This window comes from Neoroseomonas oryzicola (genome assembly GCF_012163135.1).
Lineage (GTDB): Bacteria > Pseudomonadota > Alphaproteobacteria > Acetobacterales > Acetobacteraceae > Neoroseomonas > Neoroseomonas oryzicola.
Genome location: NZ_JAAVUP010000002.1, coordinates 686991 through 702776 on the forward strand (window position 1 = coordinate 686991; position 15786 = coordinate 702776).

The following is a 15786-nucleotide window of genomic DNA, read 5'->3' on the forward strand; positions in this document are numbered from 1 at the left end:
CTACGCCGCGTCGCAGCAATCTTCGCGGCGAAGCGAATGGGAGTGCGGGTGATGGCGGAATTCGACCTCGCGGTGCGCGGCGGCCAGGTGGCGACCGGCTTCGGCACGGTGCGCTGCGACATCGGCGTGAAGGACGGGCGCATCGTCGCGCTGGCCGAACGCATCGCCGACGCTGCGCAGGTGGTCGAGGCCGGCGGCCTGCTGGTGCTGCCCGGCGGCGTCGACAGCCATTGCCACATCGAGGAGCCCTCCCGCGGCGGCTATGTCGGCGCCGGCGAGGGCGAGCCGCCGCTGACGGTCAACGAGGAGACCTTCGCCACCGCCTCCGCTTCGGCCTTCGCCGGCGGCACGACGTCAGTCGTCTGCTTCATCCCGCAGTGGAAGGGCTTCGGCGTCTGGGAGCGCTACGTCGACTACCGGGCGCGGGCGGCGAAGGGGATGCTCGACCATTCCTTCCACCAGATCATCTCCGACCCGACCGACATCGTGATGGATGAGGAAGTGCCGCGCGTGGTCGCCGAGGGCGTGCGCAGCCTCAAGGTCTTCCTGACCTACGAGCCGCTGCACCTGTCGGACGCCCAGTACATCCGCGTGCTGGCCAAGGCCCGCGAGCTGGGCTGCCTGGTCACCGTCCATTGCGAGAACTACGCCGCGATCTCCTGGCGCACGGCGGAGCTGCTGAAGCACGGCATGACGGCGCCGAAGTACCACGCCTGGTCGCGCCCGCCGGTGGTCGAGCGCGAGGCGACGCACCGCGCCATCGCCCTGGCGGAACTGGTGGACCAGCCGATCCAGGTCTTCCACGTCTCCTGCGCCGAGGCGGCGGAGGAGATCGCCCGCGCCCAGGCCCGTGGCGTGAAGGTGTGGGGCGAGACCTGCCCGCAATACGTGGCACTCACCGCCGCCGACATGGACCGCCCCGGCTTCGAGGGCGCGAAGTTCATGTGCAGCCCGTCCCCGCGCACGACCGAGGAACATGCGCGCATCTGGGAGATGATCCGCCGCGGCACGCTCGACGTCGTCTCCTCCGACCATTGCGCGTTCTCCTTCGAGGGCGACAAGGGCAAGGGGCAGAACGGGCGCGCCGCGCCCTTCCGCGACATCCCGAACGGCATCCCGGGCTTCGCGGCGCGGCTGCCGATCATGTTCAGCGAGGGCGTGTCGAAGGGGCGCATCAGCCTCGACGAATTCGTCCGGCTGACCAGCACCAATCCGGCGCGGCTGATGGGCCTCGCACCGCGCAAGGGCATGATCGCGGTGGGGTCCGATGCCGATCTGGCGCTGTGGGATCCGGCGAAGAAGGTGACGATCACCAACGCGCTGATGCAGCACGCGATCGACTACACGCCCTATGAGGGGCTCGAGGTCACGGGCTGGCCGGTCGCGACGATCCGGCGCGGGGAGGTGGTGATGCGCGAGGGCAAGGTGCAGGCCGAACCCGGCACCGGCCGTTTCCTGCCGCGCGCGCCCTACGACTTCATCCGCCCGCGCGGCTTGGTCCCGGACGGCTTCGATCCGGCGCCGGCGCGGCGCTGACGCGGTTCAGGCGACCTTGCCGCTGTCGAAGCGGCGGAGGTTCTCCTGGTCGATGATCTTCAGGACCGTCTTGGGATACTCGACCGCGTTGCCGGCGCCGAACAGGCAGCGGGTCGCCATGACCTTGGCGAAGGCGGCGGGGTCGTTGGCGGCAGCCTTCAGGGCGGCCTTCCCGCTGGCCGATTTCAGCATCGGGTGGTTCTCGATCAGGCCGCGGAAGATCGCGAAGGCGCCTTTCAGCGTCGGCGCGATGCAGAAGCGGTCCTGCACGATCGGCCCGTCCTTGATCGCCTGGGTCGGCAGGTAGACCCACTCGGTCCCGCGCACCTTGCATCCCGGCAGGTCCCAGCCGTCCTTGTAGGGCGCGGTGATGCCGAACAGGATGTTGTAGTCGCGGTAGTGGGCCGAGGTGCCGAAGCCGCTTTCGAGGCAGGCCATGCCGATGACGCCGGAGACCGGCAGGCTCATCGCCATGATGTCGTAGCCGCATTCCTTGTAGAGCTGTTCCGCGAAGGCACGGCGGACATGCGAGGGCGGCGCTTCCTTGGCCATGGTCTCTGCTCCGGTTGCCGGGGACTGGCGGTCGTTACGGAACAGGATGCCATATCCGCTGTCTGCTGCATCACCTTCCGCACGGCCGCGTGCTGATGGTTTCCAAGGGTCCTTCGGCCTTTGGTGCAGCGCCCCTCCGTTCAGCCGTGGCTGAGCACGTCGTAGATCCCCAGCGCATCGAGGTCGTCATTGGTGATCCGCCGCCGTGGCTCGGTCGCAAGCCAGGCAAGCGTGCGCGCGCGCACCTCCTCGACCCGGCGGCGCGGGGCCGGGGCGTCCGGCTGCCCGGCCGGCGCCGTCATCACCCCGCGTCCCGACCAGCCGAGCGTCGTCGTCCAGGCGAGGCGCTGGCTGCGGGGCCCGCCGCGGCGGGGCGGGCAGTTCTCCTCCTGCCGCCGCCAGGTCTGGGCGAGGCGCATCCCCTCCGCGCCCGTCTCGGCCGCGACGGCGAGCCAGGACCCGCCGCCGCACGGCCCGGTCAGGCGATAGTGCAGCGTCTCGAGCGCCAGGATGCGCGCGATCCCGTCATCGTCCTGGCCGATCACGGCCTGGAGTTCCTGGTAGGTGCCGGTGCCGGTCGAGCCTTCGAAGGCCGCGAAGACGAGATCGCGGCCGCGCAGCGTCTTCACCGCGAAGACGCGGGCGTAGCCGTACCAGGAGGTGAAGTCGAAGACCTCTGGCGGCGCGCCGGCGCCCTCGAAGCGGACGGCGAGGGACTGGCCGCGTTCGGTGATCCGCGCCTGGAGGCGGACAGGGGCCGCGCCGGGGCGCAGGCGGACCTGCCGCGGGGTGGCGAGGCGCGGCGGCTGGCGGCCCGGCTGCGTCGCCGCCTCCGCGCGCGCGGACAGCAACAGGACGGGCGCGGCGAGGAGACTGCGGCGCGTCGTCACAGCCGGGACGGGACCTGCGCGATCACCTCCTCCGAGGCATTCGCGAAGGCGAGGCGCAGGTAGCGCTCCTGCCCCGGTCCGAAGAAGGGGCCGGGCAGGCCGAGCAGACCCTGCTCGACGGCAAGGCGTTCGGCGGTGGCGACGGCCTCGGGCGCGTCCTCGGGCAGGCGGAGATAGGCGAAGTAGGCGCCGAGCGCGTCGAGCCGCCACCCCGGCAACTGCGCGGCGGCGCGGCGGAAGGCCTCGGCGCGGCCGGCCATGATGGTGCGGTTGCCGACGCGCCAGTCCCGCAGCGCCTCCACGCCCCAGGCGAGCGCCGTCTGCGCGGCGCGCGGTGCGCAGATCTGCATGGTGTCGAGCGCCTTCATCAGCTCGCCGCGGAAGGCGGGCCCGGAGGCAATGGCCGCGACCCGGTGCCCCGGCACGCAATAGGCCTTCGAGAAGGAATAGAGGTGCACGACGTTGTCCCGCCAGGCGGGGTCCTCGAACAGCGCGTGGGGCGGGGATTGCTCGGGGGAGAGGAAGTCGCGGTAGGTCTCGTCCAGCACCAGCCAGGCGCCGTGGCGGCGGGCGAGATCCGCGAAGCGCGCGATGACCTCCGGCGGGTAGACCGCGCCGGTCGGGTTGTTGGGCGTGACGAGGACGATCGCGCGGACGCCATCCATGAGCCCGGCGGCGCGGTCGGGGTCAGGCACGAAGCCGTCCTCGGCGCGGCAGTCGAGCGGCACGCAAGGGATGCCGAGCGCGGTCAGCGCCATGCGGTGGTTGAAGTACCAAGGGGAGGGCAGCATCACCGCCTCGCCCTGCCCGGCGAGGGTCGTCATCGCCATGGTGAAGGCGAGGTTGCCGCCCGAGGTGATGGCGATGTCGTCGGTGGCGAGCTTCGCGCCGTAGAAGCGCGACATGTCCCCGGCCAGCGCCGCGCGCAGCGCCGGTTCCCCGTCGATCGGGCCATAGGAGGCGGTGGCGCGGCTGCCCGCGCTCTCGGCGAGCTTCGCGAGCAGGTCGGGATGCGGCGGATAGCCCGGCACGGCCTGGGTCAGGTCCAGCACCGGGCCGGCGCCGCCGGCATAGCGCGCCGCCCAGGCGCGGACCGAGGGAATGGGCGGGGTCTGCGTCGCGCGGATGCGCGGGGAAAGGGCGAAGTCCATGGCGCGGCAAGGAACCACCGGGGCGCGCCGGCGTCTATGGCGCCTCCCCGGCCGGGCGGCCGGTGACGTGGCGCCAATGGTGCCAGAGCAGCCGGGCGGCGAGCGACCGCCAGGGCGCCCAGGCCAGGGCCATTTCCGCCAACACCTTGGGCTTGGGGCGTTCAGGGAGCGATTTCAGGTCGGCGAGGCCGGCGGCCAGCGCGAGGTCCCCGGCCGGAAAGACGTCCCGGCGTTCCTGTCCGAACAGCAGGTGGACCTGCGCCGTCCAGGGGCCGAGGCCGGGAATGGCGGCGATGGCGGCGACCGCGGCCTCGTCCGGCATCGCGCGCAGCAGGGTGAAGTCGAGCCGGCCATCCGCCACCGCTTCCGCCAGGGCGCGGACATGCAGCACCTTGTTGCGCGACAGCCCGGCGCCGCGCAGCGCCTCCTCGCTGAGCGCCAGCAGCCCGGCCGGTTCCAGCGCGCCGGGCAGGGCGGACAGCCGCCCCCAGATCGCCGCGGCGGCCTGGTTGGAGATCATCTGCCCGCAGATCGCCCGCAGTAGCCCCGCGAAGCCGGGATCACGCCGTCGCCAGGGCAGCGGACCGGCTCGGCCCTCGATCCCTGCGAAATCGGGGTCGAGCACGACGAGGGCGTCGATGCCCTCCCGCGCCCATCCGGGCGGGGCGTCCATGGCGGTGGGGGTCACGAAGCCGTCCTTGCTGACCGTCGCGCTGCGGCGACGCGGCGCCGGGATGATCTGCGCGCCGTCGGACGGGAAGGGAAGGGGGGGAGGCGGCGGGAGCCAGGGGGAAGTCTGGGGGTGGCCCCCGCCGCCTCGGAGGACCAGCGCCCGCTGGGGATGGGGCAGGCGATGATCGTGCCCGGGACATGGGAAGGCCCGCCTTCGCCACCCAGGGCCGCGGCGGCCGATTTTGCAACGCCCCGCAACGCAACGCGCGCCCGCAACAAGACGAAACACAGCAAGGCCGTGAATGCCGGCGCCGATCCCCTATTGTAACAGACCATGGAACCCGCCCCGCACATCCTCGTCGTCGATGACGACCGCGAGATCCGCGACCTCCTCTCCCGCTTCCTCGAGAAGCAGGGGATGCGCGTCACCGCCGCGCGAGATGCGCGGGAGGCGCGCAAGGCCTGGCCGCTCGGCCGCTATCACCTGGTGGTGCTGGACCTGATGATGCCCGGGGAACCGGGCCTCGACTTCGCGCGCTGGCTGCGGTCGCAGTCCGATGTCCCGATCGTGATCCTGACCGCGATGGGGGAGGAGACGGACCGCATCGTCGGGCTCGAACTCGGCGCCGACGACTATGTCGCCAAGCCCTTCAATCCGCGGGAATTGCTGGCGCGCATCCGCGCCGTGCTGCGCCGCGCGAGCGGCGAGGGCCCGGCCAAGGAACCGCCCGCCAAGGTGATCCGCTTCGCCGGCTGGACGCTGGAACCTGGCCGGCGGCGCCTGCTGAACCCCGACGGGGCCGAGGTCTCCCTGACCGGGGGCGAATACGAATTGCTGCTGGTGCTGGTGGAACGCCCCAACCGCGTCCTGACGCGCGACATGCTGATGGACCTGCTGCGCGGCCGCCAGGCGGGCCCCTTCGACCGGGCGATCGACGTCGCGGTGTCCCGCCTGCGGCGCAAGCTCGAGGATGACGGGCGCAACCCTACGCTGATCAAGACCGTCCGCGGCGGCGGCTACGTGCTCGCGGCGACGGTCGAGCGTGGCTGAGTCCCGCCGGCGCATCGGCCTGCCCGCGACGCTGGGCGGCCGGACGGCCTTCTGGCTGATCCTCGCCCTGATGGCCGTGCAGGCGGCGGGGCTGACCATCCATGCGCTCGACCGCGTCGACCTGCAGCGCTTCATTCAGGCGCGCGAGATCGCCGGCCGCGCCTTCGGCGCCTGGCGCGCGACGGTTCTCGCGCCACCGGAGCGGCGGGAGCAGGCGCTCGCCGACCTCGACCTGCCGGACGGGCTGACGCTATCGGTCGACGCGCAGCCCATCGTGCGCCAGGGCGCGCCGCCGCCGCCGCCCGAGATCATGCGCCTGTTCCGGCTCGACCTGCTCGGCGCCGGGCCGCAGCGGCTGCGGCCGCGGGAGGTGCGGCTCGGCCCGCCGGACATCCCGGGTGGGTTCAATGCCTCGCTGCGCCTGCCGGACGGGGAATGGCTGAACATCCGCGTCAGCCTGCCCCCGCCGCGGCCGTGGCATTCGGCGACCTTCCTCGCGGCCTTCCTGGTCATGACCGGGGCGGCGGCGCTGCTGATCCTCTGGGCGGTGGCGCGGCTGATGCGCCCGGTGCGGATCCTCGCCGCCGCGGCGGACCGGCTGGGACGGGACGTGAATGCCGCGCCGCTCGAGGAAACCGGGCCCGTCGAGGTCCGCACCGCCGCGCATGCCTTCAACGAGATGGCCGCGCGCATCCGCCGCTTCGTCGCCGATCGGACGCAGATGCTCGCCGCCATCGGTCACGACCTGCGCACGCCGATCACCCGGCTGCGGCTGCGCGCGGAATTCATGGACGACGACGAGCAGCGCCGGAAGATGCTCGCCGACCTCGACGAGATGGAGCAGATGATCGCCGCGACCCTCGCCTTCGCGCGGGACGACGCGGCAGCGGAGCCGGCGTCCCCGATCGACCTCGCGGCGCTGTGCCGCACCGTGGCGGACGAGGCGGCGGATGCGCGGCCCGAACTGGCCGAGGCGATCTCCTATTCGGGCCCGGAGCGGCTGGTGGTGCGCGCGCGGCCCGTCGCGCTCAAGCGCGCGATGGCGAACCTGGTCACCAATGCTCTGGCCTATGGCGGGGCGGCGCGGTTGGCGCTTTCGCCGCCCGAGGGCGGCGTGGTGCGCCTCGCGGTCGAGGATGACGGGCCCGGCATACCGGAGGCCGAGATGGAGAACGTCTTCGCGCCCTTCCGCCGGCTGGAAGGCAGCCGCAACCGGGAGACCGGCGGCACGGGTCTGGGGCTGACCATCACGCGCAACATCCTGCGCGCGCATGGCGGCGACGTGACGCTGCGCAACCGCCCGGGCGGCGGGCTGACCGTGGTGGCCAGCCTGCCGACCTGATGGCTATTCCACGAGGCGCAGCGCGACGAGCTGGTTCGCGATCTCGCGGAAGGCGTTCGGGACGTCCTGCGCCGTCTGCGCCCGGATGTAGGTCCGGCTGTCCGAGGCGCAGGCCGCGAGCATCGTGTCGATGGCGCTGCCCTGCGTGACCTCGAGCCCGACGACGTAGATCGTGATGCCCTGCGCCTTCATGGCGGTGCACACCGCGGCGAAGCGTTCGTCGAGCCGCGCATCCGCATTCGCCTGCTGCTGCGTCGTGCTGGTGGCCGTGGCGATGTCGGTGCCGGTGGTGTTGGTGTTGTAGTCGGTGCGCCGGCCATAGGCGTTGTACATGAGTTCCGTGAACCAGTTCGATCCACGGACGGAATCCCGGACAGTGTACGTGACCCTGTTGATGTCCATGGAATACGGTGGCTGCCAGTTGTTGTCGCCGTCGGTCAGGATCACGGCGATCTTGGACATGTTGCGCGTGTTGTAGGCGACGGGCAGGGCGCCGAATTCGCTGCTGGTCGCGATGCCCGTCCACTGGTTCCGCCAGTTGGGGCTGAGCGTGTACCAGGCACCCTGCATGCCGGCGACGACGGTGGTGCCGCCGCTCTTGTCGGGCGCCTGGATGGCGCGGACGGCGGCTTCGACGGCCGCGCGGCTCGCGGTCAGCGGCGTGATCGGCGTCATGGCGCACAGGGTGTTCGGCCCGGCCGCCGAGGTCTGCAGGAAGCCGTTGCCGCTAAAGCCGGCATCGACCAGGTAGTCGTACATCGGGTTGTAGGCGGCGTTGCCGCTCGACGCCGACAGGGTGCGCAGCCGTGTCGGGTTCGCCGTGTCGGACAGGTCGCGCCAGTCATTCGCCCCGCGACAGAAGCGGACGCTGTAGTTGGTCGGGTTGTTCGCGTTCGCCGAGGCATAGAGGCTCATCGTCACCGCGCCATAGGCGTTCCCGCTGGTGCAGAGGCTCCCGCCCTCATACGCCGCACCGCCCGTGACGGACGTGAAGCGGGACGCGTTGCGCGCGAGCGTCGCGACGCCCACGGGAATGTCGGTGCCGACCCAGCCCACCTGCCGGTAGGTCGTGTCCCAGTAGTAGGGCGGGAAGCGCGTCTGGTTCGTGGTGGGCGCGGCATCCGTGATGTCGTGCCCGTTGCGCCGGGATTCCACGCAGCCGGCCCAGTTGCCGCTGAAGGTCGTCCAGCTGGCCGGCATGGCGGAAGTGTCGAGCAGCGACGCGTTCGCCGTCCCGATGTTGATGGTGCGCGCCCAGGGCACCACCGAGAGCCACATGTTCCGCTTGGTGTCCTCGGTGCCGTAGAGGATGTCGAGCAGCGCGATGACGCCCGCCTTGGCGAGGTCGAGCTTGGTCTGCCCGCCGCCGGCCGAGGCGAGCATCGAGGAGGTCTGGTCGATCGCGATTGCGATTTCGAGGCCGGTGCCCTCCCGCTCGGCGAGCGAGGTCTCCTCGAGCGGCGTCGTGTTGCGGGAGATGATGCCGAACAGCGTCGTCGGCACCGTGGCCCGCGCGGTCACGCGGATGCGCGTGGTGCCGACCGGCGTGATCTCGACGGTGGTGTTCGGCGTCGCGAGCATGTGGCTGCGCGCCGAGCGCCCGTTCATCGTGTAGTTGGCCCAGAAGACCGCGCGCGTGTCGGCGTCGCGCGTCGTGCTGGTCATGGTCCGCGCGGCCACGAGGCTCGCCGCGTCGACCGAGGTCTTGAGCCTGGCGCTGACCAGCCAGATGCGCGTCAGGTCGACGGCGAGTCCGGCGAAGCCGATCACCGGGACCATGATCACGGCGGACAGTGTGGCGACGGCGCCGCGGCGGCTGCGGGATCCGGTCATGCTGTGCAATCCGCGGTGTTCGGGTTGGTGGCGTTCGCCGGGTCGGTCTGCAGCACCGTCGGGTCCGGCGCGCGGGAGAGGAACAGCGTCGTGCCGTTGAGCACGTTCGGCAGCACCGTGCCGATCAGCCCGGCGCTCAGGATCCAGGGCTGCACGATGGCGTAGACCTCGGTCACGAACAGGGTCTGGCCGGTCGGGACGACGAAGCCCTCGGCGATCGTGGCCGCACCGGGCACGGTGGTGGCGACGGAGCTCGCGATCGTCGTGTTGCCCGTCCGCTTCCGCCACAGCGCGCGGTTCGCGTTGTTGTTGCGCCCGACCGCCGTGATGATCACGGCGCCGCCGGTCCCGCTGTTCACGTCGACGACGCCGCCGGCGATGCGTGTCGCATGGGTCCAGAACTGGCTGACGTCGCCCGGATCCGTGATGCGGCGGCATTGCGAGACGATCTGGCCGAGCTGGACGGCGACCGTCTCGACGCGCAGCTGCGCGCGGAAGTAGCGCACGACGTCGGTGGTCGCGAGCGCGATCAGGAAGAAGATCGGCGCCATGAGCACGAGCTCGATCGCCGCGGCGCCGCGGCGCCCGCGCAGCACCTGCTCAGCAGGGAACATTGTCGAAGGGCTCGTTCTTGACCATCAGGAAGGCGCGATGGGTGAAGCCGTCGGTGCCCCACAGCAGCCGGGCGATCCCGCCGGTCACGAAGGGCTGCCGGTAGGTGATGGTGTAGGAGACGATCTGCCCCCCGGCGCCGGCCCCGCTCGTGCCGCTGCCCGACCCCGCGCCGCCGACCCCGCCCCAGGCGGCGGTGGCGATCGTCAGGTCGGCATTGTCGCGGATCAGCCAGCCGGTGGACCGCGTGATGAGCCAGCGGATGTTGTTCGACCGGCAGGTCGGCAGGTTCTGGCCCTGACCCTGGGTCTGCCAGGATGGCGGCGTATTGGCGCCGGTCATGCCGTATCGGCTGGCGCGCAGCGCCGCGTGGTCGAGCCCCGCGCCGGTGGCGAGCTGCCAGGCCGCCTCCATCACGCCCATCAGCAGGACGAACAGGGGGAAGGCGATGATCGCGAACTGCGTGGCGGCCGTCCCGCGGCGGCGGGCGTTGCGGCGGGCGCGGCGGGATGCGGTGTCGGCGGGACCGTGGGGGAACGGCCGGTGGGGCGCGGGGGGCATGCAGAAATCCGACAGGAGAACCGAATTTGAGACCTGCCGGGTAAAGCGCACGCCGGATGGAATGAACGCGAGTCAACGACTCGTGCGGCGTCACAAATGGCCGTGATGTGCTGCGGCGCACGCGACGGTGAGCAGCGGGGGTGCCGCCGTCCGCGCCGGACCGCTAGTCTGGCCCGCAGGCGGATCGGAAAGGGTGTGTCTCCATGGAATGGGTGCTCCTCGGCATCGTCGTGCTGGTCGTGGTCTGGCTGGTCGTCGTCTACAACCGCCTGGTCGCGCTGCGGCAGGTGACGGGCCAGTCCTGGTCCGATGTCGACGTGCAGCTCAAGCAGCGGCACGACCTGATCCCGAACCTGGTCGAGACGGTGAAGGGCTACGCGACGCACGAGAAATCGACGCTCGACGCGGTGATCCAGGCGCGCAACTCCGCGGTCACCGCCCAGGCGCAGGGCCCGGCCGCGGCGGGGCCTGCGGAAGGCGCGCTCGGGGCCGCGCTTGGCCGGCTGTTCGCGCTGTCCGAGGCCTACCCGGACCTCAAGGCCAACCAGAACTTCATCGCCCTGCAGGGCGAACTCTCGGACATCGAGAACAAGATCGCCGCGGCGCGGCGCTTCTACAATTCGTCCGTCGCGGAATACAACGCGATGACGGAAAGCGTCCCGGCGGTGTTCTTCGCCAAGTCGATGGGCTTCCAGCAGCGCGGCTTCTTCGAACTGCCCGAGGCCGAGGCGGCCGCGGTGCAGGCCGCGCCGCAGGTCAGGTTCTAGCCCGCCATGCAGGCCTTCGGCCTGCGCACGCATGCGTGGAACACGGCCTGGCGGTCGATGCTGCTGCTGGCCGGCTTCCCGATGCTGCTCGCCCTCACCATGCTCGGCGTCGGGCTGGTCTTCGGGTCCGAGCAGCACGACCTCGCCCGCGCCTTCCGCAACGCCCTGCGGAACCTCCCGGGCCTCTACGTGGTCGGCTGCGGCATCTCGATCATCTGGTTCGCGATCGCCTGGCAGGCGCATGACCGCATCCTCGACTGGGCGACCGGCGCGCATCCGGTGACGCGGCAGGAGGAGCCGCGGCTGTGGAACCTGCTCGAGAACCTCTGCATATCGCGCGGGATGAAGATGCCACGCCTCGCCATCATCGAGACGCAGGCGATGAACGCCTTCGCGTCAGGGTTGTCGCGCGAGACCGGGTCCGTGACCGTGACGCGCGGCCTGATGCAGGGCCTCGACGACCGTGAGTTGCGCGCGGTGCTCGCGCATGAACTCGCGCACATCCACAACGGCGATGCGCGGCTCGGCCTCGTCGCCGCCGTCTTCGTCGGCATCATCTCCCTCGGCTTCGACATGATGACGCGCACGCGGCGCGTCGCGCGGCACGACCGGCGCACCTCGGACGACGATGGCGGCGGCTGGCGCGTGCGCACGGATTCGCGAAATGGCGGCTTCGCCGCGCTGGTCGGCGTGCTCATAATCGCCCTCGCCTGGGGCCTCGCGGCCGTCCTGCGCATGGCGTTGTCGCGCAACCGTGAGTTCCTGGCCGATGCGGGCGCCGTGGAGCTCACCTCCGACCCCGATGCGATGATCTCGGCGCTGCGGAAGGTCGAGGGGCATGCCGACATGCCGGAGGTCTCGCCGCAGGTCCGCGCCCTGTTCCTCGAGGATGCGGCGGACAGCGCGCTCTCCTCGCTGATGGCGACGCATCCGCCGATCGGGGACCGCGTGGCGGCGCTCGTGCGCTATGCGGGCGGGCGCGATCCCGGCCCGCTGGCCGTCGAGGCGCCCGCGGCCGCGGATGTCCCGGCCTGGGCGCAGCAGGAGGCTTCGGACGCGACGGTCAACATGCCGGCCGCGCAGCCGGGCAGCGCGACGCCGTGGTGGCAGGGTCCCGCGCAGCCGGGACCGCCGCCGCCGGGCGGCGGCGCGCGGTCGCCCTGGGGGCCGCGGAACTAGGCGCCGAGCAGCCGCTTCAGCTTCAGCACCGCGCTGTCCGGCGTGGTCAGCACCGGCTTGCCGGTGGCGCGTTCCACATGCTGCTTCGCCCGCGCCAGGCTGAACTGGCCGAGCGCGATGGCATCGCAATCCGCAAGATCCCGCGCGGCTTCCTCGGCGAGGCGGTCATGCGTCTCGAGGTCGCCGGCGTCCAGCGCGGCGAGCGCGCCCTCGGCGACCTTCGGCACCACGGTGATGCCGGGCGGGAATTCCGGCGTCATGGACGGGATGGTGCCGGGGAAGGTGACCAGCAGGCCGATGCGCGTGCCGACCTTCACGGCCTCCTCGATCATCGCCTCGTTCGGCTTGAGCACGGGCAGCGGCGCGAGGTCGCGCGCGCAGGCCTCGATCGGCGGGCCGAAGGCCGAGCAGGTGAAGAGGATCCCGTCCGCCCCGGTGCCGGCGGCGTAGCGCGCCAGCGTCAGGAAGCGCTCGGTCATCCGCGGCGTCAGCTTCCCTTCGCGCGCCAGGTCGGCCGAGAGGCTGTCGTCCAGCAGGTTCATCAGCACCTGGCCGGGCCAGAGCCGGGCAAAGGCGGCCTCGATCGGCGGGGGCGAGTGACGGAGCGCGTGGATCAGCGCGATGCGCTTCGGGCCGCTCACCGGTTCGGCGCTCCGCAGCGGCGCAGCGGGGAGGGCATCTCGCGGCAATTGGGGAAGGTGATCTCGTCGGGTCCGACGCGCTGGACGATCAGCTCGTCCGGCCCGCCGGGGCAGCCGAAGCCGAAATCGGCCGGCAGGCGCGACGCCATGCCCCCCGGTGCGGCGGGGGTAAAGCGGAAGGAGGCGGTGTCCTCCCGCGTCGCGACCGTCTCGATCAGCCGCTGCCGGTAGGACGGATCGAGCAGCGCGGTCCGCATCACCACGTCGCGCGTGAAGATCACCGTCGGCTGGCCGAGGCAGCGGGCGCCCTCGGTGTCGGCCGGGGGGAAGATGCCGCCGGTCCAGGATCCGAACAGCCATTCATGCGGGGCGGGCGGGCGGTCCTGCGCCGAGGCGCCGGCGGCCAGCAGCGGCGCGGCGAGGAGGAGGCAACGGGCAAGGCGTCGCATGGTTCGGGGATTCCCTCTGCAAGCGTGTCCGGCCCGGTATGGCCCCGGGCGGTGGCCCGGGGCAAGCGGGGGTCAGGCGGCGGCGGGTGCCGCCCGCGGCCCGTCGCGCACCGGCAGGTGCACCATGGCCGCGAAGGCGGCCGCCGCGATGCCGATCGACCACATCAGGTCGTAGGATCCCGTCGCGTCGTAGACGAGCCCGCCCAGATAGGCGCCCGTGAAGCCGCCGATCTGGTGGCCGAGGAAGACCAGGCCGAAGATCGTCGCGAGCCAGCGCGTGCCCCAGTTGCGCGCGCAGAGCGCCACCGTGGGCGGCACGGTCGACAGCCACAGGATGCCCATCAGGGCCGAGAACAGCATGACGGTGAAGGTCGTCTTCTCGACCATCATGAAGCCGACCATCAGCACGCCGCGCAGCGCGTAGATCGCGACCAGCAATTCCCGCCGCCGCCACTTCTGGGTCAACTCGCCCGAGATCAGCGATCCGGCGATGTTGAACAGCCCGATCAGCGAGATCGCGCCCGCCCCGACATAGAGCGGGAGCCCACAGGAATGCACGAAGCCCGGCAGGTGGACGGTCAGGAAGGATACGTGCAGCCCGCAGACGAAGAAGCCGAAGAACAGGCACCAGAAGGAGGAATCGCGGAAGGCGCGGGACAGCACGGCGCTGGCGGACTCGTCCGTGCCCCCCGCCACCTTGGCCGGCACCGGCGCCGGCCGGTCCGACAGCGGCATGGCCAGCGGGATCATCAGCAGCGCCGCCGCCGCCATGGCGAACAGCGCCGCCTGCCAGCCGAGTCCGGCGATGCCGATCCCGGCCAGCGGCACCACGAGGAACTGCCCCGCCGAGGACCCCGCCGTGCCGAGGCCCACGGCCCGGCCGCGCTGATCCTCGGGCAGCAGGCGCGTCAGGCTCGCGATGATGGTCGGCATCCCGGCGGCCGAAACCGCCGCGCCCATCACGATGCCCGCGAAGAAGGTGAACAGCGGCAGGCCCTCGGACAGCGCCATGCCGACGATCCCCGCCGCGTAGAGCAGCGCGCCGGCGATGATGACGATCCGCCCGCCGAAGCGGTCCGCCAGTTGCCCCATGATCGGCTGGGTCACGCCGTTCAGCAGCACCTGCAGCGCGATGGCGAAGGCGAAGCCGGAGGCCGTCCAGGCATGGGCCTCGGTCATCGGGGCGAGGAACAGGCCGAAGGACTGTCGCAGTCCCATGGCGAGCATGGCGCCGGCCACGGCGCAGGCCATCAGGATGCCGACAGGCAGCGCCGCGCGGGAGGCGGCGTGGGACAGGCTCATGGGAGACTCCCGGCTTTGGGCCAACCATGTCGTCCCGGCCCCGGCACGGACAACCGGCCGGCGGCGGGGGGCAGCCATGCATCGGCACGGGCGGTTGACGGGGGAGGGGTGGCGGCCGTATCTCCCGCGCCTCCGGTGGCGGCCATAGCTCAGTTGGTAGAGCGCCAGGTTGTGGTCCTGGATGTCACGGGTTCGAGTCCCGTTGGTCGCCCCACCCTCTCCCCTTCCTTGCGCGTCGCGCGGTTCCCGGCAGGATGTCCGGCACCGAGAGGGGAAACATCCATGCAATTGTCGCTGAACGGCCGCGCCGCGCTGATCACGGGCGGGTCCAAGGGGCTCGGCCTCGCCATGGCCAAGGCCTTCGCCCAGGCCGGGGGCAACGTCGCCCTGGTCGCCCGCGGGGCGGAATCCCTCGCCCAGGCGGAGGCCGAGATCCGCGAGGCCGCGCCGACCGCCAAGGTCGCCGCCATCGCCGCCGACATCCGCACCGCCCAGGGCTGCGAGCAGGCCTACAACGGCGCGGTGCGCGCGCTCGGCCAGGTGGACATCCTGGTCAACAACGCCGGCACCTCCCAGCGCGGGCCCTTCCTCGAGGTGACGGACGCGCTCTGGCAGGACGACCTGGACCTCAAGCTGTTCGCCGCGGTGCGGCTCTGCCGCCTGGCCCTGCCGGGGATGCGGGACCGGAAATGGGGCCGGGTGATCAACGTGCTGAACATCGGGGCCAAGGCGCCCAAGGCCACCAGCACGCCGACCTCTGTGAGCCGTGCAGCGGGCATGGCGCTGACCAAGGCGCTCGCCAACGAGTTCGCGCCCCACAACGTGCTGGTGAACGCGATGCTGGTCGGCATCATCGAAAGCGACCAGTGGGTCCGCCGCCACGCCGCCGACAAGCGCAACATCACCTGGGAGGAGTGGAAGGCCGAGCAGGGCAAGCCCGTTCCCCTCGGGCGCATCGGCAAGGCGGAGGAATTCGCGGCCATGGCGCTGCTGCTGGCCTCGGACATGGGGGGCTACGTGACCGGAACGGCCATCAACGTCGATGGCGGCTCGAGCCCGGTCGTGTGACGGCCGGGAAGGCGCCGGCCCTCCGGGGCATTCCGCCAGGGGGCTACGGCCCCCTGGCAGAGGGGAACCACCTGCCCGGCGACTGATTCCTTTCTGAGCGCGGCTGCCTCAATCGTGGGCGCCCGGGCCGTCGGCGCGGCCTGCGCCTCACGATCCGTTGCGCGGCACAACGCTTGCTGA

The 15786-nt window shown here is 71.7% G+C and carries 16 protein-coding genes and 1 tRNA gene; 7 read left to right on the top strand and 10 right to left on the bottom strand.

The annotated features are described in order from the left end of the window. The first annotated feature begins 51 nt into the window (after positions 1–51). Positions 52–1536 (top strand): dihydropyrimidinase, encoded by a 1485-nt coding sequence (gene hydA, locus GWK15_RS09755; protein WP_168041090.1) that lies wholly within the window; start codon positions 52–54, stop codon positions 1534–1536. A gap of 6 nt (positions 1537–1542) precedes the next feature. On the opposite strand, the gene GWK15_RS09760 is transcribed toward hydA, so the two are convergent. From GWK15_RS09760 to GWK15_RS09775, 4 genes are all read right to left on the bottom strand, one after another. Further along, complete coding sequence (locus GWK15_RS09760; protein ID WP_168041091.1) at positions 1543–2088, bottom strand: glucosaminidase domain-containing protein; 546 nt, start codon at positions 2086–2088, stop codon at positions 1543–1545. Between the two features lie 140 nt (positions 2089–2228). Continuing rightward, the gene (locus tag GWK15_RS09765; protein WP_168041092.1) at positions 2229–2978 is read right to left on the bottom strand and encodes a hypothetical protein; all 750 of its coding nucleotides are present in this window, start codon (positions 2976–2978) and stop codon (positions 2229–2231) included. After that, positions 2975–4129 (bottom strand): aminotransferase, encoded by a 1155-nt coding sequence (locus GWK15_RS09770; protein ID WP_168041093.1) that lies wholly within the window; start codon positions 4127–4129, stop codon positions 2975–2977. The genes GWK15_RS09765 and GWK15_RS09770 overlap by 4 nt, the downstream gene beginning before the upstream one ends. 34 nt (positions 4130–4163) lie before the next feature. Beyond that, on the bottom strand, positions 4164–4817 hold the full coding sequence (locus GWK15_RS09775) for a DNA-3-methyladenine glycosylase 2 family protein (RefSeq protein ID WP_168041094.1): 654 nt from the start codon (positions 4815–4817) through the stop codon (positions 4164–4166). A 318-nt stretch (positions 4818–5135) separates the two neighbouring features. Here GWK15_RS09775 and GWK15_RS09780 point away from each other — a divergent pair, with 318 nt between their 5' ends. Both GWK15_RS09780 and GWK15_RS09785 read left to right on the top strand, forming a co-directional pair. Beyond that, positions 5136–5852 (top strand): response regulator, encoded by a 717-nt coding sequence (locus tag GWK15_RS09780; RefSeq protein ID WP_168041095.1) that lies wholly within the window; start codon positions 5136–5138, stop codon positions 5850–5852. Then, positions 5845–7194: an ATP-binding protein gene (locus tag GWK15_RS09785; RefSeq protein ID WP_338147223.1), complete on the top strand. Its 1350-nt coding sequence runs from the start codon at positions 5845–5847 to the stop codon at positions 7192–7194. The genes GWK15_RS09780 and GWK15_RS09785 overlap by 8 nt, the downstream gene beginning before the upstream one ends. Positions 7195–7197: 3 nt before the next feature. Here the strand turns inward: GWK15_RS09785 and GWK15_RS09790 are convergent, their stop codons facing one another. Genes GWK15_RS09790 through GWK15_RS09800 form a run of 3 tightly spaced genes read right to left on the bottom strand, consistent with a single transcriptional unit; the run spans position 7198 to position 10200 of the window. Beyond that, positions 7198–9027 carry a TadE/TadG family type IV pilus assembly protein gene (locus tag GWK15_RS09790; RefSeq protein ID WP_168041096.1) on the bottom strand — a complete coding sequence of 610 codons (1830 nt, stop codon included), beginning with the start codon at positions 9025–9027 and terminating at the stop codon, positions 7198–7200. Then, positions 9024–9641, bottom strand: a complete 618-nt coding sequence (locus tag GWK15_RS09795; protein ID WP_168041097.1) for a TadE family protein — start codon at positions 9639–9641, stop codon at positions 9024–9026. The genes GWK15_RS09790 and GWK15_RS09795 overlap by 4 nt, the downstream gene beginning before the upstream one ends. Continuing rightward, positions 9628–10200, bottom strand: coding sequence for a TadE family protein (locus GWK15_RS09800; protein WP_168041098.1), 573 nt, complete (start codon positions 10198–10200; stop codon positions 9628–9630). Before GWK15_RS09800 ends, GWK15_RS09795 begins: the two co-directional genes overlap by 14 nt. A 203-nt stretch (positions 10201–10403) precedes the next feature. On the opposite strand from GWK15_RS09800, the gene GWK15_RS09805 reads away from it, so the two are divergent. Both GWK15_RS09805 and GWK15_RS09810 read left to right on the top strand, forming a co-directional pair. Then, positions 10404–10967, top strand: coding sequence for a LemA family protein (locus GWK15_RS09805; RefSeq protein ID WP_168041099.1), 564 nt, complete (start codon positions 10404–10406; stop codon positions 10965–10967). Positions 10968–10973: 6 nt separating this feature from the next. Next, entirely contained in the window at positions 10974–12146 is a 1173-nt protein-coding gene (locus tag GWK15_RS09810) for a M48 family metallopeptidase (protein ID WP_168041100.1), read from the top strand. On the opposite strand, the gene GWK15_RS09815 is transcribed toward GWK15_RS09810, so the two are convergent. The 3 genes from GWK15_RS09815 to GWK15_RS09825 all read right to left on the bottom strand — a co-directional run bounded on the left by GWK15_RS09815 (position 12143) and on the right by GWK15_RS09825 (position 14538). Further along, positions 12143–12787, bottom strand: coding sequence for an aspartate/glutamate racemase family protein (locus tag GWK15_RS09815; protein ID WP_168041101.1), 645 nt, complete (start codon positions 12785–12787; stop codon positions 12143–12145). The genes GWK15_RS09810 and GWK15_RS09815 overlap by 4 nt on opposite strands. Continuing rightward, entirely contained in the window at positions 12784–13236 is a 453-nt protein-coding gene (locus GWK15_RS09820) for a hypothetical protein (protein ID WP_168041102.1), read from the bottom strand. Before GWK15_RS09820 ends, GWK15_RS09815 begins: the two co-directional genes overlap by 4 nt. Positions 13237–13308: 72 nt before the next feature. Beyond that, the gene (locus GWK15_RS09825; RefSeq protein WP_168041103.1) at positions 13309–14538 is read right to left on the bottom strand and encodes an MFS transporter; all 1230 of its coding nucleotides are present in this window, start codon (positions 14536–14538) and stop codon (positions 13309–13311) included. A gap of 138 nt (positions 14539–14676) precedes the next feature. Here GWK15_RS09825 and GWK15_RS09830 point away from each other — a divergent pair. Next, positions 14677–14752 (top strand) — tRNA-His (locus tag GWK15_RS09830). A 68-nt stretch (positions 14753–14820) separates the two neighbouring features. Then, positions 14821–15606, top strand: coding sequence for an SDR family NAD(P)-dependent oxidoreductase (locus tag GWK15_RS09835; protein WP_168041104.1), 786 nt, complete (start codon positions 14821–14823; stop codon positions 15604–15606). The last annotated feature ends 180 nt before the right edge of the window (positions 15607–15786 follow it).